Raw genomic sequence first — 19679 nt, 5'->3', positions numbered from 1 at the left:
ATGCACAAACAAAAACAGGTGCGGCCAAACCGCACCTGTTTTACTCTAAGGCATTATGGCGCTACGGCATCAGTCCTGAATGCAGCGTAACAGGCTCACCAACTGGTCACGGGCCGTCTCGCCACCAAGGCGATCAATCAGTCTGCCTTCATGCGCACGCCACACCTGGGAAATCTCCTCCAGAACAGTCCTGCCTCTTTCCGTTATTTCCAGATAATGAACCCGGCGATCCGCTTCCGAGCGACGGCGTTGCAACAGTCCCTTGTCTTCCAGCGCATCGATGATGGCCACGAAGTTGGCACGCTGAATGCCAAGCGCCTCGGCAACATCGCTCTGCTTCAGGCTACAATTGTTCGCCACGAGAACGAGAACCGGAAAATCGGTCGGCCTAAGGGAAAACGCCAGAAGGCTTTCGTTGAAATCATTCACAACCGATAGCTGAGCGCGCCGAAGACTATAAATAACGGCATCTGACAATATTGAATAATTTACTTCTACCCTTGAGAGCAGAGATGGGACTTCAGGCTCCTTGGGGAACACCTTATCCATGCCCTGCTCAAGTCCGAGACTCGACATCATCTTTAGCCCCCTCTGATTCGCCCCCGCGGACTTTGTAAACTAGCTAACCAGCTTAATTAGAACAAGATTTATTAATGAATAATGCCTGACTTTAAACTTCCATTTTTTATTCACTCACGGATATCAAATAGATGAAAACGCGGCATCACGCCGGTCGGACGCAAAGAATCCACCAGCCGCGCAAATTCCGAGATACAAATGCAACGGGAATAATCAAACGCTTAATAAGCAGTCAGATTTTCGCGTCGACGCACTGCGATATGCAATTTCTAAGAGAATACTGATAAAGTCACGGCGCAAACTCGGAAAAATCGTCCGAGCTCAACTTGATGAAGTAATTTTACACATTGAAGCGCAGGGCAAGCTAGGTTAAAGAACGAACCACGGCCAGATGCGACTCGTCGCACATACGGATGCACCCGTAGCTCAGCTGGATAGAGTGTTGGATTCCGATTCCAAAGGTCACAGGTTCGAATCCTGTCGGGTGCGCCACTTCACTTTCTAAGCTCACATCACCTAACCGCGTTTGCCAAGCCTTTGACGAGTATCGGCCCTGTCGGTCTTCCAGTCGGGGAACCGCCGGTCTGTTCGAGGGTGATCTCGTAAAGCTGCTTGTCTGTTGGCGTTGGCAGCCGTGGCGTTTCGAGGCTCGCGGAGCGGTGCTCGTCAAGAAGACCGAGCGAGATGGGGCCCATGTCGCGGTTCGGCAATGTCCAAACCTGCATGGTCTTTCCTTCCGGAACCGTGAAATCTGCAAGCAGGCGAATTCTGGCGTGCTCATTGCTGAAGTCTTCCACAATCGCCTGGGGCTCGCCCGCTTCATTCAGCAATATTGCGATGACGACGGGATCTGCGGTACGCATAAGCGACCAGCCCAGACCTGCCGTCAACAGCACAGATGCTGCAAGCGAAGCGATGGCTGTCCGCTTCCAGAGAGACTGGCTGTTATCATTGGAAGCAGGTTGCCGCTGTCGAGGGTTTTCGGCAGATGGGGCATCGGCCAAGCGGCTGTCGATCCGCATCCAGAGATCGGCGCTTGGCACCACCGCATCCACAGACATATCCAGTGGCAGAAACCGTTCGCGGCTTGATGCGATGGCTGCGCGCAGTTCCGCGTTCTGATCGATCTGGTCGGTTACCCGCTGATAGCTTTCTTCATCGAGAAGACCCAGCACATATTCATCTGCTGTTAGCGCAATGTCTTGAATGAGCTTGGGCTGCGTCATGCCATGCACTCCCGAAGCGAGGAAAGGCCGCGCCTGATCCAGGATTTCGCGGTTCCAAGCGGTATTTGCAAACGCCCGGCAATTTCGCCATGGGTGTAGCCACCGACATAAGCCATGATGATGCCGCGGCGTCTTGTTTCATCCAGCGTGGAGAGGCAGTCGCGCAGCCTGCTGTTCTGATCCAGCCTGTGCCAGGATGTCATGATGTGCTCGACGTGGCTGGCTTCTTGCAATGTGTCCAGATGATCGTCCGAAACCAGGTCTTCACGCTTACCATCCCGCAGCATGTTGAGCGCGCGGTTGCGCACGATGGCATAGATCCAGCCCCGCGCCGACCCTCGTCCGGGCTCATATTGGTGCGCGCTTTTCCAAATGCGTATGAATGCTTCCTGTACGACTTCCTCGGCCAGATCGCGTCGTCTTACGATGCGTTCCGCCACAGCGATCAGTCGACCGGCTTCTTTATCGAAAATAACCCGCAGGCCATTCCGGTCGCCCTTGGCGCAGGCGTTGAGTGCTGTACCGAAATCATCTGCCATTGTCTGTCCGACGTCCAAAGAGCCTCTCCCGGCACACATATTCGTTTCAACACATACACCCGGAATTGATGCCGAGATGCAAATCAAAAAAATATTTTGGCCGCTGCATCCAAACGGCCACCCACATGTGTCTAACCTTTGAGAGCACTGACCGGCAAATTGCCTGGCACCTCTCGAAACGGATAGAAACGGGAGAAAGATATGACCATTCTTCGCACAGCAACGATTGCCTCCGCCCTGCTTGCCACAAGCGCCACCTTCGCCTTTGCCGCGCCGGTACTAGGATTGGCGGGAGACAAGACGCTCGTCATGTTCGATACCGATAAGCCAGCCGTGACCAAGACCATGGACGTAACTGGCGTCGAAAAGCTCGTCGGCATTGATTTTCGCCCCGGCACCAAGACAGTCGTCGGCGTAACAGCTGACAATACAATCGTCTCGATCAACCTCGAAACGGGTGCCGCGACCGAAGTGGCAAAAATGGACAAGCCGCTGACCATGACGCAGGCCCCTGTTGTCGTAGACTTCAACCCTATGGCAGACCGTCTCCGTTACATGACCGGAACCACGAACCACCGGGTGCATCCTGATACCGGTGCAGTGACCGTGGACGGCACATTGGCATTTGAAGATGCCGACATGCACAAGGGTGAAACGCCCAATATCGTTGCTGCCGCCTATACCAATTCCTACGGAAAGCCGGAAAAGACCGCGATGTACAACATCGACGCCACAATCGGCGCTCTTATCCAGCAGACCAAGCCCAATGATGGAACCCTGAAGTCGATCGGCAAGCTGGGCATCGAAACCAAGCCTGCGACCTATGCCTTCGACATCCAGACGACGGCGGATGGCAAGAATACGGCCATGCTTGTGGCTGGTACGGCTCTTTATACGGTCAATCTGGAAACCGGCAAAGCCACGAAGGCTGGCGACATCACCGGTGTCGAGCTGCCGCTTCGCGACATCGCCGTGCTGCCTGCCATGTAATTGCGATGAGCGGCTGGCCAGGTAAAACCGGCCAGCCGTCACTCACCTACTGGCCGTCATTTGCAATCTTCGTTTCAAGCGTCTTGGCAATGGCCTTCAGATTGCGGGGCTTACCGGCATTTTTTTCCATTGCAGCAATGGCGAGATCACTGGCCACATAATCCGATTTATGGCCAAGATTGTGGACTACGATCAATTCCGCACCGCTGATATCGCGTGCGAGATGCCGGGAATGGATCTCGGTTGAAACCACCTCATCGACATCACCGGCGATGATAACCGTTGGCGCCTTGATGGTGCGAAATGCAGGTGATGCGGCCTTGGCCCAGCCATTCAGCCCACCCACTTCCTGCGCATTATGGCGGAATGCGACCGGGCGCAGCGCCTGATAGGCACGGGTGCGGGAAATATAATCTGACGGCATAGGATTGGGCGCAAAGACGGATTTGACCGCCCCATCAATGGCAATGGCACCGGCAGCCGGTGCAATGAGCGTGCTGAACAGGACGCCGGTAACCGGGAAACGCGCCGCGTTATAGTACCATGCAATTCCCCCTGGCCATGGATAGAGGGCTGGCGAGAGAAACACCAGGCCCTCAACCATCTCCTTGTGCCGAACCGCAAAGGCTGCAGTGATTGCGCCGCCGAAGGAATGCCCGACAATAATCGCTTTCTTGATGCCGCGCTTTTTCATGAGCGTGGCTATGGCATCGGCTTGGGCATCCGGCAGGATATTGGCCTTGGGCCCGATATCAGAACGGCCATGGCCCGGCCTGTCCACAAACAGCAGGGTTGCCTTGCCCTCAAGCTTTTCCCTGAATGCATACATCGGGTCATAGAGGCTGGTGCTGGCACCATGGATGAACACGATGGGCGGCAGAGTTGCGCCCTTCTTCGCAGGCAGCAAAACGCTGTTGAGCTGAAAGCCGCCGACATCGATGCGTTTTTCATCAATATTGGCGTGGCTTGATGACTGAGCATTGTCTGCTTTCTGCAAGGCCAACGCACTTTCTCCGAACATCAAAGCAGCGAGAATACCAAACACCGGCACAAGATAAGTCATTCGAAGACCTTTGACATTTTGCGTTGGGACGATCAACGGGAAGCCCGTCCACACAGTTTTTCTGTAATCCAATGCCCGGCGCAGGAGGCAACGGCAGAGAGCGTCGAGCCCCAGATCAGGTCAGCGACGGTCAGTGTCGTGGACCAGTTCGCGAGAGTTGCCTGGTTGGTCAGGTCGTAGGTGCCATAGGCCATCAAACCCAACAGGCCGCCATAGACGAATGATGTGCGGAAACTCGACGTCGCCAGCCCTGCGCGAACCGCAAAAAAGGTCAGCCCTGCAGCATAGAGCAGATAGAAAATGACCGCTGGCGCGACGCGAAATTCGGTGACGAGCATGTCTCCGAGCACGGGGCGGTAGAGCGCATTTGCCATCAGGCTCAGCCAGACAAAGTCTATCGCCAGAAAGACGATCAGTGTTGAGATGAAGGCAATCGCGCTCTTTTTCATGGTCGGACCTTTGTGTTTTGAGATTATGATTTGATGCGGGACCAGTTCACGCCCTTGCAGAGAATACCCGCCAGCACACAGCCCTTCGTTGTCATGCTGTCGCCTTTCACGGAGACAGTGAGCTTGTAGGTCAGATCACGTTGCGGGTCGAAAGCCGTGCCGGAATATTCACCATCGGCTGTCCGCTTGATGCTCATTACCAGCTTGTCGCCCGCTTTTTCCTTGGGCGTGCCCGGCTTGATCCACGTATTTGTTGCGCAGATATCAGAACCACAGGCGCTGACTGAAACTCTCGCATTGCCATCGCCACGCGCCCATTCCCCGTTGATATCATTAGCAGACGCGGCACCTGCCGAAAGGGCGACCATGCAGATTGCGTATTTCAAACCCGAATTCATGTCGATCTCCTCACCGAGACGTTCACCCAGCCCGGTTGCAGACGGTTAAACGGCTTTAAGGTTGCGTTGGATCACAAAAAACGTCAGTCCGGCTTTTTTCTGCTCCAGATGAAACCAATCACCTCACCACGCCGTAGACTACCGCAAGCAGCAACAGTGCGGGTGAAGGTAACTGTGATGAATTATGGATTGTTGATCGGCATTGCCATTGGCCTTAGCCTCATCATGGTTTTGGCCTGGGCCATACAACGCCGGACCGGAGCGAGCGGCTGGATCGATACGATCTGGTCCTTTTCAGTCGGTCTGGGCGGCATCGCAGCGATTGTCTTTGCCGACGGTTCCTTTGAACGGCGCTGCGCCGCCTTCATCATCATTTTGATATGGTCCATCCGGCTGGGCAGCCATATTGGTTCACGCACCAAGGGCGGCGGCGAAGACCCGCGTTATGCCAAGCTTGTTGAGGAGTGGGGCGAGAATGCCGGTCGTCGCCTCTTCCAGTTCCTGCAGATACAGGCGCTTGCGGCCTTTATTCTGGTTGTCGCTATTTATATTGCCGCATCGAACAGCACGCCCTTCCCGACCTTTGCCGATATTCTGGGCCTTGCGATAGCGGCAATTGCCTTGGCAGGAGAGGCCATCTCGGACCGTCAGCTCGCGCAGTTTCGCGAGACACCGGAAGCCAAGACAGAGGTCTGCGAAGTCGGCCTCTGGCGATATTCGCGCCACCCCAATTATTTCTTCGAGTGGCTATTCTGGTGCACATGGCCTCTGCTGGCGCTGACGGGCTCGCCATTCTGGCTTCTGGCCACCCTTTTAGCACCTGCAATGATGTACTGGCTGCTGGTCTACGCATCGGGAATTCCACCGCTTGAGGAGCATATGCTGCGCTCTCGCGGCGAAAAATTCCGATCCTTGCAGCGTCGCGTCAACGCATTTTTCCCCGGACCACGAAAAGAGGATGTCTAAGATGAACATGCTCGCTTTTGCGATCAACCAGGTAGAAAAAGCACCCCTGTCCGACAGCGTCACGCTGGCAGGGATCGATTTTCTCTGCCGCAGAACGAAACGAAAGCTGGAGAAAGTGCCTCACGAGGATGAGCTGGCTTTCGTCCGGGACATGGGGAACTTCCCCGTCGCCACGCACACGGATGAAGCCAACCGGCAGCATTACGAGGTGCCTGCGGAATTTTTCGCGCTGGTTCTGGGCGCACAGCGGAAATATTCCTGCTGCTATTACCCAAGTGCTGCAACGACCCTGTACGCGGCAGAAACAGCAGCTCTTGCCGAAACAGTGAAACATGCCGGTATTGTCGATGGCATGAACATTCTGGAACTCGGCTGCGGCTGGGGTTCCCTGTCGCTCTATCTGGCTCGACAGTTTCCAAACGCCCGCATCACGTCGGTGTCGAACTCTGCCTCGCAACGCGCCTACATCATGGCGGAGGCGGCGCTTCAAGGCGTGAATAATCTGACGGTTATCACCGCTGACATGAACGACTTTGCGCCATCAGGCCAATATGACCGCATCGTGTCCATCGAGATGTTCGAGCACATGTCGAACTGGCGCGCCTTGTTTGAACGCACGCGCAGCTGGCTGAAGGAGGATGGCAAGCTTTTCATCCATGTCTTCACCCACAAGGACCGCTCCTACCGTTTCGATCCGAGCGACCCCGCCGACTGGATTGCCCATCACTTCTTCACCGGTGGCATCATGCCGTCACGCGATCTGCCGCATCGCTTTGACGATATCTACACCGTAGAGGCAGAATGGCACTGGTCTGGAGACCATTACAAGCGCACCGCTATGGATTGGCTTGCCAATTTTGACCGGGAATCCGAACGTATCGAGCCCATATTGAAGGCGGTCTATGGCAAGGATGCCAATCTCTGGCGACGTCGCTGGCGGTTGTTCTTTCTGGCCACCGCTGGTCTGTTCGGACACGATAACGGTGCCGTGTGGAGTGTCGGACACTACCTTCTATCGCCGACAAGGCCCTGAACCATGGCACAGGATGGAAAACTCGATCCCCTGACAGCCGCGACGGTGACCATTGCCTGGGTTATCATTCTCAACAAACCCTTCTATCCCGCGACAATCTGGTGGCTTCTGGGGGACGGTTTTCAGGCAGCCATGATCAGCGTCATCTCGATGCTGTTCTTCCTGGCCATCCCCTTCCTTGCGCGCCGCTCACCACTGGCAGCGCGCATCGCCCTACCACTCATCGGCACCGTCGATACGGTGTTCGAGACAAAGCTTTTCGGGGTCGCGTCAGGCACGGAACTGTTTTTCGCGGCTTGCGTGATGCTGGTCGCAGTCTCATTCCGGCAAAGCGAAAGGCTGTGGCAAGTGGGAATGACCGGCGTGGTTTTTGCGGGATTTCTCTACACGCGCTATCTGCTCGGAGATGCGTGGCAAATGTGGAGCGCGCCTGACCTTGCAAAGCTGCTCAACCTCAACGCTTTTGCTGTCGCATGCCTCACGGCCTTTATCGCGTTGAGATATGCCGGCCTTCAGCGTGAGGGTCACTCCTCCGGCACAAGGCCGTCGTAAACCTCCAGCAGTGCTGCGGAAATCGCAGTCCCAAGATTGTTGGCTGCCTCGCGGATGGCGCTTTCGTCGCCATCCCGTGCGGCAATGGCAAGGTCTGAACCCTCAGCCGAAATAATGGCCTTGGCGCGCTCAATGGCCCAGAGGCCGAAGTCGCCGCGATTGTCGATCGATACAGTGTCCACGCTTGCTTCTCCAACCGTACCGCAGGCTGCGGCGTGGGCACGATATAGTCTTTCGCCGAGCATTCTGTCAAAACTTGAGAGATGTTTCCCGATCGGCTAACAACCACAGTCATATCGCATCTGGATCAATGCACGGCCTATTTGCGTTAGGGTTGCAGTCGTTTTGATCGACGCAGCGTGAAAAAAGCCAGAATAAAGGAGGCATCTCCCATGAGCCTGAAGTTTGGAACAAGCGGTCTTCGCGGACTTTCTGAAGATTTGAAAGGCGAGGCATCGACCATTTACGCGACTGCCTTTGCGCGACACCTGCTCACTTCAGGCTTGGCAAAAAAGGGAGATCCGGTGCTGATAGGTCAGGATTTTCGCGACTCCAGCCCTTCCATCGCGCAAACCTGCATTGGCGCTCTGAAGGCCGCTGGACTTACTCCCTTGGATTGCGGCGCCCTGCCAACACCGGCACTGGCGCTTTACGGACTTTCGCTGAAGGCCGCAGCTCTGATGATCACGGGTTCCCATATCCCGGCAGATCGCAACGGCATCAAATTCTATCGCCCAGACGGCGAGATCGACAAGAAAGACGAATTGGCCATTGCCGAGCTTGCAAAACAGGTTGAAGCAGATGGCGTGAATCTCGATGTATCGCAGGCGCAGGACCATTCGGCGCAAACCGCTGCCCTGTTTTTCCAGCGCGACGCCGCGATACTGCCTGAAAAGGCGCTCGCAGGCTTGAAAGTCGGCGTCTACCAGCACAGCACTGTCGCGCGCGATATGTTCGTGGATGTGCTGAAACATTATGGCGCAGAGGTCGTGGCTCTCGGCCGTTCCAAGACCTTCATTCCCGTCGATACTGAGGCTGTATCGCCTGACACGCTGAAAAAGCTCGAAGCATGGGCCCGCGAGCATCATTTCGATGCGATCATTTCCGCTGATGGCGATGGCGACCGCCCCTTGTTGGCCGATGAGAAGGGTGTGCCTCTCCGCGGCGATCTTCTGGGCCTCATCACCGCAAACTTCCTCAAGGCTGGCGTCGTCGTCACGCCCGTAACATCCAATTCCGGCATTGAAGCCAGCGGGGATTTTGACGTCGTGCGCACCAAAGTCGGATCACCCTTCGTCATTGCAGGCATGGATGAGGCGCTGGCCGCAGGCAAGCAAGGCATCATCGGCTTTGAAGCCAATGGCGGGTTCCTCACGGCATCACCCTTTGAACTCAATGGCCAAACCATCTCCCCGCTCCCGACACGCGATTGCTTCCTGCCGCTGCTGGCTGCCTTGAAGCTGACGGCCGACCAGAAAAAGCCTCTGTCTGACATCGCTGCCGCCTACAAGCTGCCAGTAGCTGCTGCTGACCGCCTGCAGGATTTCGCGCAGGAAAAAAGCGCCGCCCTGATGGAACATCTGCGCTCGTCACGCGCCGATCTGGAAAGCTTTCTGGCTCCTGTGGGTACAGTTCAGGACACAAGCGATATCGACGGTCTTCGCGTTACGCTTGCCGATGGCAGCACAATTCACTTCCGCCCCTCTGGCAATGCGCCGGAGATGCGCTGCTATGTGGAAGCCGAAAATGAGGAAAAGGCGGCAGAACTGCTGGAAAAGGGTCTGAACCTCATCCGCAATTTTGGCTGATATCGTCTTCAGGTGCGGCGAAGCGAATTGCCGCACCTGCCCTTTGCAGTTGCGATTTCGAATCAAAAGCGGCAAAACGAGGGAAATGGAGACAGCATGAATTGGCAGACGAGACCATCACGCTCTACGAGGCAATTGGCGGTGAACGGACCGTCCGCGCGCTGACAAAGCGTTTCTATGTCCTGATGGACACTTTGCCGGAAGCAGCACATTGCCGGGCCATTCATCCACCAGATATCTCAGGCAGCGAAGAGAAATTCACCGATTACCTCATCGGCTATCTCGGCGGCCCGCCTGTCTATGTGGAGAAATACGGCCACCCGATGCTGCGCAGGCGGCATTTCGTTGCGCCAATAGGCTCTGTCGAGCGCGACGAATGGTTGCTGTGTTTCCGCCGCGCGATGGATGAAACTATCAAAAATACAAAGCTGCGCGAGATCATCTGGGCGCCCGTCGAGCGATTGGCCTTCCATATGCAAAATCAGGAAGAGGCAACGGCATGAGCAACACCTGGCTGAGGCCTTCAACTCTTTTCCTGTCCGGCGCATTGGGTGCATCCGGTGTAGCTCTCGCGGCGGCGGCAACGCATACCGGGGCAACCCAAATGCTTGGCAACGCCTCAGCCATGTGCCTTGCCCATGCGCCCGTTCTTCTTGGCATTCATGTCGGTTGTGACCGCATCAAAACCGCTGCTCCCGCCGCAGTCCTGCTTGGGCTGGGAACGGCATTGTTTGCCGGAGACCTCGTCTCACGGCACTTTACCGAAACCAGCCTGTTTCCCATGGCCGCACCAGCGGGTGGGCTTGGCATGATCTTGGGTTGGCTGGTGCTGGCCAGCGCGGCATTTTTCAGCGCCGCGCGTCGATAGGCATCAGTCTGCCGCTCTACGGTCGCTCATTGTCTGAAGCGCCCGCTCAAGGCTGGATTTGCTGCCATTGCGCAGCGGAATGAAGGTTTTGCCGAACTTCTTGCAGCCGGATTTGACCCGCAAGCAAGCATCGTGGCTGATACAGTCGATGGGGCAAAATACGCAATCTACCGATGGCAAAAGCGTATCGATGCGCGAAACGGCCTCTCTCAAACCGCCATCGTGATGGATCAATTCCGCATCGAAGTTGCCTGCAATCTGGCGAAGATGCGCAACCTGACAGTCACGGCCGCCAACATAGAGAAAGCTTTTTGGCACAGAAGGCGCTGCTGGCCGGGTGGCGGATTGGTCTGCCTGCTGCGAACGGTCGTCCCGCTTGCCGTGCTTATCCGCCTTCTTCTTCTCTTTGCGCGCCATGCCTCACCCTTACAGAAATTGCGGCCTGTTCGATCAGGCTGGCTGCAAGATAGTAAAGACGAGTATCAGAGTAAAGATTAAAGTTGATCCTTTCCCTCATGTTTTTTTGGATAAGGCAGGGATGATGCCGAGACCACCCATGAACAGCTGTTCCAGAAAGCGTGCCGCATCTTCAAAACGCCCCTCGCCAGCATGGGCGGAGCCGAGCACCGAGCGTACCTGCACATCGAAATCTGCGTAATGCTGGGTGGTGGCCCAGATGGAGAAAATCAGGTGATAGGGGTCGCATGGCAAAATGCGCCCCGCCCTGGCCCAGGCGCGAATCACCTCCGCCTTCTCATCCACCAACTGCTTCAAAGGACCTTTCAACTCGTCTTCCACATGGGGCGCACCCTGCAACACCTCATTGGCAAATAAGCGGCTTTCACGCGGGTAATCCCGCGCCATCTCCAGTTTCCGGCGCAGATAGGATTTGATTTCCGTCTCGGGGTTACCGTCAGCATCAAACGCCCGCAGCGGATCAAGCCACGTGTCCAGCACGCGCTCGATCAGGGCGCGGTGCATGGCCTCCTTTGTGCGGAAATAATAGAGCACATTCGGCTTCGACATGTTCGCCACCTCGGCGATCTGGTCAATCGTCGTGCCGCGAAAACCATTGACGGAAAAGACATCGAGAGCCGCTTCCAGAATGATCTCTTCTTTTTCTTCCTGAATCCGCGTTCGTTTCTGTGTTTTTGCCGCTCTGGGTATGGCCATGGATGGTCTCTGTTTGTTTTGGATGCAATTGACAGATCTGACTGGGCAAAAAATAATCTGTGGCGAAAAATCGAGCAGAACACATCGGTTTCACACAGCGAAATTCCCCCTATTCCTTTTAGGCATCAAAGCCCGAAATCACAATGTTTACCAGCCGGTCAAATTAACTGGCGACCCTTCTCCCGCACATTTTGCTCAACCCTCAGGGGAACGGCACGCCCCTTGCATGATGAACATCAAAACAGGTGAGGAAAAGACTAGCATGTTGGAAATACCTGGAAAAAACCTGACCATCGATGGCAATCGCCTATGGGATAGCCTGATGGACATGGCGAAGATTGGCCCCGGCATTGCCGGTGGCAACAACCGTCAGACCCTGACCGATGACGACGCCAAAGGGCGTGACCTGTTCAGGGACTGGTGCGAGGCGGCAGGCATGAGCGTCGGTGTCGATGCCATGGGCACCATGTTCGCCACCCGCCCCGGCAGCGACCCGGATGCTTTGCCCGTCTATATCGGCAGCCATCTCGACACCCAGCCGACAGGCGGCAAGTTCGATGGCGTGCTGGGCGTGCTGGCGGGACTGGAAGTTGTGCGCAGCCTCAACGATCTCGATATCCAGACCCGGCATCCAATTGTCGTCACCAACTGGGCGAATGAAGAAGGCGCGCGCTTCGCCCCGGCCATGCTGGCGTCAGGTGTTTTCGCTGGCGTACACGATCTCGATTACGCCTATAGCCGCACCGATACGGCGGGCAAGACCTATGGCGAAGAGTTAAAGCGCATCGGCTGGCTCGGAGATGAAGAGGTCGGTGCGCGCAAGATGCACGCCTATTTCGAGTATCACATCGAACAAGGTCCGATCCTTGAAGCGCATGACAAGCAGATTGGTGTCGTCACCCATTGCCAGGGCCTGTGGTGGCTGGAAGTGACCCTGACCGGCAAAGAGGCCCACACCGGCTCCACGCCAATGGCCATGCGCGTCAATGCCGGGCTGGCCGCGGCACGCATTCTCGAAAGGGTGCAGGAGGTGGCAATGGCCCATCAGCCCGATGCGGTGGCTGGCGTGGGCCAGATGATCTTTTCGCCCAACTCCCGCAATGTGTTGCCCGGCAAGGTGGTATTCACCATAGACCTGCGCACGCCCTCGAAGGAAAAGCTCGATTCCATGCGGGCCATCTTCGAGCGTGAAGTGCCGGCGATTGCAGACGAACTCGGCGTCGGCTGCACCATTGAAGCCATCGGCCATTTCGACCCCGTCACCTTCGATCCCATCCTCACGGGCCGCGTGCGCGATGCAGCAGAAAAGCTGGGCTACAGCCACATGGATATCATCTCCGGTGCGGGCCATGACGCCTGCTGGACAGCCCGGGTTGCACCCTCAACGATGATTTTCTGCCCCTGCGTGGACGGCCTTTCCCACAATGAAGCCGAAGACATTTCCCCCGAATGGGCGGCCGCCGGCTGCAACGTGTTGCTGCACGCCGTGCTCGAAACTGCGGAGATCGTGGAATGACCACCATCATCAAGAACGGCACCATCGTGACCGCCGATCTGACCTACAAGGCCGACATCAAAATCGAAGGCGGCGTCATCGTCGAGATCGGGCCTGACCTCTCCGGCGGCACGGTTCTGGATGCGACAGGCTGCTACGTCATGCCCGGCGGCATCGATCCGCATGTGCATCTGGAAATGCCCTTCATGGGTACCTATTCGGCAGATAATTTCGAAAGCGGAACCCGCGCAGCCTTGAGCGGCGGCACGACGATGGTCGTGGATTTCTGTCTGCCGGAGCCGGGTCAATCGCTGCTGGATGCGCTGAGCCGCTGGGACAACAAGGCCACAAGCGCGACCTGCGACTATTCATTTCATATGGCCGTGACGTGGTGGGGCGAGCAGGTCTTCGACGACATGAAGACTGTGGTGCAAGAGAAAGGCATCAACAGTTTCAAGCACTTCATGGCCTATAAGGGCGCGCTGATGGTGAATGACGACGAGATGTTCGCGTCGTTTTCGCGCTGCGCGGAGCTCGGCGCACTGCCCATGGTTCATGCCGAGAACGGCGATATCGTTGCCCAGATGCAGGCGAAGCTTCTGGCGCAGGGCAATAACGGGCCGGAAGCGCATGCCTATTCCCGCCCCGCATCCGTGGAGGGCGAAGCCACCAACCGCGCCATCATCATTGCCGATATGGCGGGCGCCCCGCTCTATGTTGTCCACACCTCCTGTGAACAAGCGCATGAGGCCATCCGCCGGGCGCGCCAGAACGGCATGCGGGTTTATGGAGAACCGCTGATCCAGCACCTCATTCTGGACGAGAGCGAATATGCCAATGCCGATTGGGACCACGCCGCACGGCGCGTCATGTCGCCTCCGTTCCGCAACAAGCAGCATCAGGCCAGCCTCTGGGCAGGACTTAGCTCTGGTTCCCTACAATGCGTGGCAACAGACCATTGCGCCTTCACAACGCAGCAGAAACGCAACGGCATCAGTGATTTCACCAAAATCCCCAATGGCACCGGCGGCCTTGAAGATCGCCTGCCGCTTCTGTGGACGCACGGCGTTGCCACAGGTCGCCTGACGATGAACGAGTTTGTTGCGGTGACCTCAACCAATATCGCCAAGATCCTGAACATCTACCCCAGAAAGGGTGCAATTCTGGTGGGTAGCGATGCCGATATCGTCGTCTGGGACCCGGCGCTTGAAAAGACGATCAGCGCAAAGAACCAGCAGTCCGCTATCGATTACAACGTTTTCGAAGGCCAGACCGTTACGGGCCTGCCACGCTTCACCCTGCCACGCGGGGTCGTCGCAATTGAGGAAAGCGCGGTAAAAACAGTGGAAGGCCATGGACAGTTTGTGGCGCGGCAGCCCTATCCCGCTGTCTCCAAGGCGCTGTCCACATGGAAAGAACTCGTCGCACCGCGCAAGGTGGAGCGCACAGGCATACCGGCGAGTGGGGTTTAAGATGACAGAGAAAAGCTCCTACTCCGTCGTATCAGCCAAAAACCTCGGCCTGACATTCGAGACCGGGGACGGCCCGGTTCACGCTCTCGCCAATGTCGATCTTGAGGTGAAGAAGGGCGATTTCGTCTCCTTCATCGGCCCTTCCGGCTGCGGCAAAACCACGTTTCTGCGCGTCATCGCCGATCTGGAAAAGCACACATCGGGAGACATCAGCGTCAACGGCACGACGCCTGAAAATGCCCGCAAGGACAGATCCTACGGCTATGTGTTTCAAGCGGCTGCCCTTTACCCATGGCGCACCATTGAAAAGAACATTGCGCTGCCACTTGAGATTATGGGCTACACCAAGGCTGAACAGCAGGCGCGCATCCAACGCACGCTTGATCTCGTCAATCTCGGTGGCTTTGCCAAGAAATTTCCGTGGCAACTCTCCGGCGGCATGCAGCAGCGCGCCTCCATTGCCCGTGCGCTGGCTTTCGATGCCGATCTGCTTTTGATGGACGAACCCTTCGGCGCACTGGACGAAATCGTTCGCGACCACCTCAATGAGCAGCTCCTAAAATTGTGGGACGCCACCGGCAAAACCATATGCTTCGTGACCCACTCCATTCCCGAAGCCGTCTATCTCTCCACCAAGATCGTCGTCATGTCCCCCCGCCCCGGCCGGGTAACCGACATCATCGAATCCACACTCCCGCGTGAGCGTCCGCTCGAAATTCGTGAAACGCCGGAATTTCTGGAAATCGCCCAGCGAGTCCGCGAAGGCCTGAAGGCGGGGCACAGCTATGAGGGGTGACATGTTGCGCCAACGCATTCTTCCCGTCCTCACCATTATCTTCGCCATTCTCGTCATCTGGCATGTTGCGGTCGTCTACCTCAACATGCCCTTCGCACGGGATCAGGCCGCAAGAGCAGGCGAGCAACCGGGCTCCACAGAACTGCTGCCGCAGACATTTGCGCAGGAGCGTCCGGTGTTACCGGCGCCGCACCAGATCATCGCAGAGCTTTGGGATACGACCGTCAACAAGGCCGTCACCTCAAAACGCAGCCTGATCTACCATACGGGTATTACGCTTTCGGCGACGCTCCTGGGTTTTGGTATCGGAACCGCACTCGGCATTCTCATCGCGGTCGCCATTGTTCATAACCGTGCTCTGGATCGTTCGGTCATGCCGTGGATCATCGCCAGCCAGACGATCCCCATCATCGCAGTCGCCCCGATGATTATCGTCGTGCTGAACTCCATCGGCATCTCGGGCCTTTTGCCCAAGGCGCTGATATCAACCTATCTCAGCTTCTTCCCCATCGTGGTGGGCATGGTGAAGGGCCTTCGAAGCCCGGAAGGCATCCAGCTGGATTTGATGCGCACCTATTACGCATCACCCTCCCAAATTTTCTGGAAGCTGCGCTGGCCATCGGCCCTGCCCTACCTCTTCACCTCGCTGAAAATCGCCATCGCCATTTCGCTGGTCGGCGCTATCGTCGGTGAGTTGCCAACGGGGGCCGTAGCTGGCCTTGGCGCCAGACTGCTGTCCGGCTCCTATTACGGCCAGACCGTGCAGATATGGGCCGCCCTCTTCATGGCGGCGGCACTGGCTGCGATCCTCGTCTCCATCATCGGCCTTGCCCATGGTGCCGTGTTGAAACGAATGGGAGAAAGGCCATGACAAACCCCGGCTGGGTTATCGGCGCAATCCTGTTCTGGCTTGCGGCGTGGACGTTGAACGAGCGGCTGGTCCGCCACCGCTTCAAAGCATTAGCGGCAAGACGCGCTAGCGACATCGCGGTCCCCTTGATTTTCGGCGCGGCACTCATCATGCTGTGGGAAGGCATGGTGCGCGGCTTTTCAGTGCCATCCATTCTGTTGCCCGCCCCCAGCGCAATCTTCCTGCGCCTCATCAGCTCACTGCCGATCCTCTGGGCAGACTTCCGGCAGACATTCCTGAAATCGGTGCTGACGGGCTACGTGTTGGGCTGCGGCCTCGGCTTCGGCGTTGCCATTCTCATTGATCGTTCACCGTTTCTGCAACGTGGCCTGCTGCCCATCGGCAATTTCGTGTCCGCGCTGCCTGTGGTCGGCATAGCGCCCATCATGGTCATGTGGTTCGGCTTTGACTGGCAGTCCAAGGTGGCCGTGGTCGTCATCATGACCTTCTTCCCGATGCTCGTGAACACGGTGCAGGGGCTTTCCGCTTCCAGCCACATCGAGCGGGATCTGATGCACACCTATGCTGCCGGATGGTGGCAAACGCTGGTCAAGCTTCGCCTGCCCGCAGCATGGCCTTTTATTTTCAATGCCTTGAAGATCAATTCGACGCTGGCTCTGATTGGAGCAATCGTCGCGGAGTTCTTCGGCACGCCCATCGTGGGCATGGGCTTTCGCATCTCGGCTGAAATGGGCCGGAGCAATGTTGATATGGTCTGGGCCGAGATTGCCGTCGCGGCAATCGCGGGCTCCGGCTTTTATGGTCTGGTGGCGCTGGCAGAGCGCGCCGTCACCTTCTGGCATCCGTCCGTCCGCAGTGGGCGAACGTAAACAAAGAAAAAAAGGGAACAGCGATGAGAAACAAACTTGCATCCATGCTTCTTGCCGGAGCAACGCTGATGACAGCGTTTAACGCACACGCCGCAGAGAAGGTCACACTCCAGCTGAAATGGGTCACGCAGGCCCAGTTCGCCGGTTATTATGTTGCCAAGGACAAGGGTTTCTATGAAGCCGAAGGCCTCGACGTGGAGATCAAGCCAGGCGGCCCGGATATCGCACCGGCGCAGGTCTTGGCTGGTGGCGGCGCAGATGTGGTCGTCGACTGGCTGCCTTCTGCGCTGGCAACCCGCGAGAAAGGCGTGCCGCTGGTCAACATCGCCCAGCCGTTCAAGAAATCCGGCATGATGCTGACTTGCCTCAAGGAAAGCGGCATCACGAAGCCTGAGGATTTCAAGGGCAAGACCCTTGGCGTCTGGTTCTTCGGCAATGAATATCCATTCCTGTCGTGGATGGCGCATCTGAAAATCCCGACAACTGGCGGCGCCGATGGCGTGACGGTGTTGAAGCAGGGCTTCAACGTGGATCCGCTGTTGCAAAAGCAGGCAGCCTGCATTTCCACCATGACCTACAATGAATATTTGCAGGTGCTGGAAGCCGGCGTGAAGGCCAGTGACCTCGTTACCTTCAAATATGAAGATGAAGGCGTAGCCACGCTGGAAGACGGTCTCTATGTGCTGGAAGACAAGCTGAAGGACGCCAAGTTTAAGGAGAACATGGTCAAATTCGTGCGCGCCTCCATGAAGGGCTGGAAGTCGGCGGCAGAGAACCCCAACGATGCCGCTGACATCATTCTGGAAAACGATGCCTCCGGCGCACAGACTGAAGCCCACCAGAAAGGCATGATGACGGAGGTCGCCAAGCTGACCGCAGGCTCGACCGGCGCGCTGGATAAGGCCGATTATGACCGCACGGTCAAAACCCTGATGGGCGGCGGCTCGGACCCTGTCATCACCAAGGAGCCAACAGGCGCATTCACTTCAGAGATCACGGATGCTGCTCTGAAATAGAGGTATTGGAACGAGGTGCGCAGTTCAGCGCACCTCGGCTACCTAAAATTTTTCTTTACTTATATTCAAATCTATATGTCACCCATTCGTTCCTTGGATTGAATTCAACCGGGCTACGACTTACATTCCGCAACGACAGACTCGAATATTTACCTCGCGCCAGACAAGGCCAGTCCAAGGGTCAGATTCTCGCCGATGAAGCAGTGTTCTGCGAGGTGAATGCAACGGATTGTCAGCACATTTTCTTGCATTCATTGTCGCATGACTTTCCAAGGGCACAGCATGTGCGTGGTGGACGTGCGATCCGCACCTTGGAACGGACAGACATGCACCGCAACACACTCGCAACACGGCTCCTGCTTCTCACGGCCTCGGCTTTGTTTGTGCCCGCAATGGCAAGCGCGCAGGGCGGTGCAGACCGCCAGGGCCTGCCCTCCATCGTGGTCAGCGAAGCCAAAACCCGTGATCTCGTGGACCGCGTCGTGGCGACGGGAACGCTTAAGCCGGTGGATGAGATTTACGTGCAGCCGCTTGTGGAAGGCCTGTCGGTTGACCAGCTGAATGTGGATATTGGCGACAGGGTAGAGGCCGGCGCCTCCCTTGCCGAACTTTCGAAGGACAGCCTAATTCTGCAAAAGAGCCAGCTTGAGGCCAACAGGGCGAAGGCGGAAGCGGGCGTGGCGCAAAGCAAGGCGCAGGTTATCGAGGCGCAGGCCAATTACGATGATGCGGTGCGCCAGCGCGACCGTGCGGGCCGTCTTGGCGAATCCGGTTCCGGCTCGGTCTCGCAGGTGGAACAAACGGCATCCGCCGCAGATGTGGCGCAGGCACGCCTTCAAGCCGCGAGACAATCCGTGACGGTTGGCGAAGCAGACATCAAGGTCGTGGACGCTCAGATTGCCGATATCGATCTCAAACTCTCCCGCACAAGCGTGAAGACACCGGTTGCCGGTATCGTCTCCGCCAAGAATGCCCGCGTTGGCGCCATCGCCAGCGGCAGCGGCAATCCGCTCTTTACCGTCATCAAGGACAACGCCATCGAACTCGTGGCCGATCTTTCGGAAACCGATATTCAGAAGGTGAAGGCTGGGCAAAAAGCCGTCATCATGGTTGCAGGCGGCACCGACAGGATCGAAGGCGAAGTACGGCTTGTCTCGCCGACCGTTGACGCGACCACCCGCCTTGGCTCCGTCCACATTCTTCTGCCCGCAGACAGCCCTGCCCGCGCCGGCATGTATGGCAGCGCCGAAGTCGTCATTTCATCCGCCAATGCGCTCGCCTTGCCGCTGTCCGCAGTCACTTCGGGCCGCAAGGGATCAAGCACCAGGCGGGTGGAAAATGGCGTGGTCAAGCAGGTTGCCGTGGAAATCGGTATTCAGGACAGTGGCTTTGTCGAAATCAAAAGCGGAATTTCCGCAGGCGACGTCGTTGTTGAAAAAGCAGGCGCATTCGTGCGCGATGGTGACAAGATCAACCCGGTTCCGGCTGATGCCGCAGCCTCGAACTGATTGAGAGC

The 19679-nt window shown here is 57.0% G+C and carries 22 protein-coding genes, 1 tRNA gene and 1 pseudogene; 15 read left to right on the top strand and 9 right to left on the bottom strand.

Features of this window, described 5'->3' with window-relative positions; genetic code table 11:
- Positions 1 to 69: 69 nt before the first annotated feature.
- Entirely contained in the window at positions 70 to 579 is a 510-nt protein-coding gene (locus RQI55_RS01045) for a MarR family winged helix-turn-helix transcriptional regulator (protein WP_243255218.1), read from the bottom strand.
- Between the two features lie 415 nt (positions 580 to 994).
- Between RQI55_RS01045 and RQI55_RS01040 the strand changes: the two genes are divergently transcribed.
- Positions 995 to 1071, top strand: a tRNA-Arg gene (locus RQI55_RS01040).
- Between the two features lie 20 nt (positions 1072 to 1091).
- On the opposite strand, the gene RQI55_RS01035 is transcribed toward RQI55_RS01040, so the two are convergent.
- On the bottom strand, positions 1092 to 1805 hold the full coding sequence (locus RQI55_RS01035; protein ID WP_243255217.1) for an anti-sigma factor domain-containing protein: 714 nt from the start codon (positions 1803 to 1805) through the stop codon (positions 1092 to 1094).
- Positions 1802 to 2344: a sigma-70 family RNA polymerase sigma factor gene (locus tag RQI55_RS01030; protein ID WP_243255216.1), complete on the bottom strand. Its 543-nt coding sequence runs from the start codon at positions 2342 to 2344 to the stop codon at positions 1802 to 1804. The genes RQI55_RS01035 and RQI55_RS01030 overlap by 4 nt, the downstream gene beginning before the upstream one ends.
- Before the next feature lie 201 nt (positions 2345 to 2545).
- Here RQI55_RS01030 and RQI55_RS01025 point away from each other — a divergent pair, with 201 nt between their 5' ends.
- Positions 2546 to 3334 (top strand): DUF4394 domain-containing protein, encoded by a 789-nt coding sequence (locus RQI55_RS01025; protein ID WP_042617412.1) that lies wholly within the window; start codon positions 2546 to 2548, stop codon positions 3332 to 3334.
- A gap of 46 nt (positions 3335 to 3380) precedes the next feature.
- Here the strand turns inward: RQI55_RS01025 and RQI55_RS01020 are convergent, their stop codons facing one another.
- From RQI55_RS01020 to RQI55_RS01010, 3 genes are read right to left on the bottom strand one after another with little or no spacing between them, the layout of a single operon-like run.
- On the bottom strand, positions 3381 to 4397 hold the full coding sequence (locus RQI55_RS01020; protein WP_155398788.1) for an alpha/beta fold hydrolase: 1017 nt from the start codon (positions 4395 to 4397) through the stop codon (positions 3381 to 3383).
- A gap of 32 nt (positions 4398 to 4429) precedes the next feature.
- Positions 4430 to 4846: a DUF2177 family protein gene (locus RQI55_RS01015; protein ID WP_042617413.1), complete on the bottom strand. Its 417-nt coding sequence runs from the start codon at positions 4844 to 4846 to the stop codon at positions 4430 to 4432.
- Positions 4847 to 4869: 23 nt separating this feature from the next.
- On the bottom strand, positions 4870 to 5214 hold the full coding sequence (locus RQI55_RS01010; protein ID WP_236727940.1) for a DUF2147 domain-containing protein: 345 nt from the start codon (positions 5212 to 5214) through the stop codon (positions 4870 to 4872).
- Positions 5215 to 5421: 207 nt separating this feature from the next.
- On the opposite strand from RQI55_RS01010, the gene RQI55_RS01005 reads away from it, so the two are divergent.
- The 3 genes from RQI55_RS01005 to RQI55_RS00995 are packed head-to-tail and all read left to right on the top strand — an operon-like array spanning position 5422 to position 7795.
- Positions 5422 to 6210, top strand: coding sequence for a DUF1295 domain-containing protein (locus RQI55_RS01005; RefSeq protein WP_311272330.1), 789 nt, complete (start codon positions 5422 to 5424; stop codon positions 6208 to 6210).
- A 1-nt stretch (position 6211) separates the two neighbouring features.
- Positions 6212 to 7243 (top strand): cyclopropane-fatty-acyl-phospholipid synthase family protein, encoded by a 1032-nt coding sequence (locus tag RQI55_RS01000; protein ID WP_042617416.1) that lies wholly within the window; start codon positions 6212 to 6214, stop codon positions 7241 to 7243.
- Positions 7244 to 7246: 3 nt separating this feature from the next.
- Positions 7247 to 7795 carry a hypothetical protein gene (locus RQI55_RS00995; protein WP_042617417.1) on the top strand — a complete coding sequence of 183 codons (549 nt, stop codon included), beginning with the start codon at positions 7247 to 7249 and terminating at the stop codon, positions 7793 to 7795.
- On the opposite strand, the gene RQI55_RS00990 is transcribed toward RQI55_RS00995, so the two are convergent.
- Entirely contained in the window at positions 7768 to 7977 is a 210-nt protein-coding gene (locus tag RQI55_RS00990; protein WP_042617770.1) for a hypothetical protein, read from the bottom strand. The genes RQI55_RS00995 and RQI55_RS00990 overlap by 28 nt on opposite strands.
- Before the next feature lie 210 nt (positions 7978 to 8187).
- On the opposite strand from RQI55_RS00990, the gene RQI55_RS00985 reads away from it, so the two are divergent.
- From RQI55_RS00985 to RQI55_RS00975, 3 genes are all read left to right on the top strand, one after another.
- Complete coding sequence (locus RQI55_RS00985) at positions 8188 to 9603, top strand: phosphomannomutase (protein WP_042617418.1); 1416 nt, start codon at positions 8188 to 8190, stop codon at positions 9601 to 9603.
- Positions 9604 to 9704: 101 nt separating this feature from the next.
- The gene (locus RQI55_RS00980) at positions 9705 to 10106 is read left to right on the top strand and encodes a group II truncated hemoglobin (RefSeq protein ID WP_042617419.1); all 402 of its coding nucleotides are present in this window, start codon (positions 9705 to 9707) and stop codon (positions 10104 to 10106) included.
- Positions 10103 to 10471: a DUF423 domain-containing protein gene (locus RQI55_RS00975; protein WP_243255215.1), complete on the top strand. Its 369-nt coding sequence runs from the start codon at positions 10103 to 10105 to the stop codon at positions 10469 to 10471. Before RQI55_RS00980 ends, RQI55_RS00975 begins: the two co-directional genes overlap by 4 nt.
- Positions 10472 to 10474: 3 nt before the next feature.
- On the opposite strand, the pseudogene RQI55_RS00970 reads toward RQI55_RS00975, so the two are convergent.
- Positions 10475 to 10783 (bottom strand): annotated as a pseudogene (locus tag RQI55_RS00970) (DUF2325 domain-containing protein); the annotation flags it as partial.
- A 201-nt stretch (positions 10784 to 10984) separates the two neighbouring features.
- Positions 10985 to 11644, bottom strand: coding sequence for a TetR family transcriptional regulator C-terminal domain-containing protein (locus RQI55_RS00965; RefSeq protein WP_243255213.1), 660 nt, complete (start codon positions 11642 to 11644; stop codon positions 10985 to 10987).
- Between the two features lie 262 nt (positions 11645 to 11906).
- Between RQI55_RS00965 and RQI55_RS00960 the strand changes: the two genes are divergently transcribed.
- The 7 genes from RQI55_RS00960 to RQI55_RS00930 all read left to right on the top strand — a co-directional run bounded on the left by RQI55_RS00960 (position 11907) and on the right by RQI55_RS00930 (position 19671).
- Positions 11907 to 13160 carry a Zn-dependent hydrolase gene (locus RQI55_RS00960; protein WP_243255212.1) on the top strand — a complete coding sequence of 418 codons (1254 nt, stop codon included), beginning with the start codon at positions 11907 to 11909 and terminating at the stop codon, positions 13158 to 13160.
- The gene (gene hydA / locus RQI55_RS00955) at positions 13157 to 14611 is read left to right on the top strand and encodes a dihydropyrimidinase (protein ID WP_243255211.1); all 1455 of its coding nucleotides are present in this window, start codon (positions 13157 to 13159) and stop codon (positions 14609 to 14611) included. The genes RQI55_RS00960 and hydA overlap by 4 nt, the downstream gene beginning before the upstream one ends.
- Position 14612: 1 nt before the next feature.
- Positions 14613 to 15407, top strand: a complete 795-nt coding sequence (locus RQI55_RS00950; protein ID WP_243255210.1) for an ABC transporter ATP-binding protein — start codon at positions 14613 to 14615, stop codon at positions 15405 to 15407.
- A gap of 1 nt (position 15408) precedes the next feature.
- Positions 15409 to 16278, top strand: coding sequence for an ABC transporter permease (locus RQI55_RS00945; protein WP_409233672.1), 870 nt, complete (start codon positions 15409 to 15411; stop codon positions 16276 to 16278).
- Positions 16275 to 17147 carry an ABC transporter permease gene (locus RQI55_RS00940; protein WP_042617426.1) on the top strand — a complete coding sequence of 291 codons (873 nt, stop codon included), beginning with the start codon at positions 16275 to 16277 and terminating at the stop codon, positions 17145 to 17147. Before RQI55_RS00945 ends, RQI55_RS00940 begins: the two co-directional genes overlap by 4 nt.
- 23 nt (positions 17148 to 17170) lie before the next feature.
- Positions 17171 to 18163: an ABC transporter substrate-binding protein gene (locus RQI55_RS00935; RefSeq protein ID WP_243255208.1), complete on the top strand. Its 993-nt coding sequence runs from the start codon at positions 17171 to 17173 to the stop codon at positions 18161 to 18163.
- A gap of 392 nt (positions 18164 to 18555) precedes the next feature.
- Positions 18556 to 19671: an efflux RND transporter periplasmic adaptor subunit gene (locus RQI55_RS00930; protein WP_409233694.1), complete on the top strand. Its 1116-nt coding sequence runs from the start codon at positions 18556 to 18558 to the stop codon at positions 19669 to 19671.
- Positions 19672 to 19679: the final 8 nt, after the last annotated feature.

Source organism: Rhizobium sp. WCS2018Hpa-16 (assembly GCF_031843705.1).
GTDB classification, from domain to species: Bacteria; Pseudomonadota; Alphaproteobacteria; order Rhizobiales; family Rhizobiaceae; genus Agrobacterium; species Agrobacterium tumefaciens_C.
Note: the sequence above shows the minus strand (reverse complement) of the source record. Positions and strands in the feature narration are given on the sequence as shown.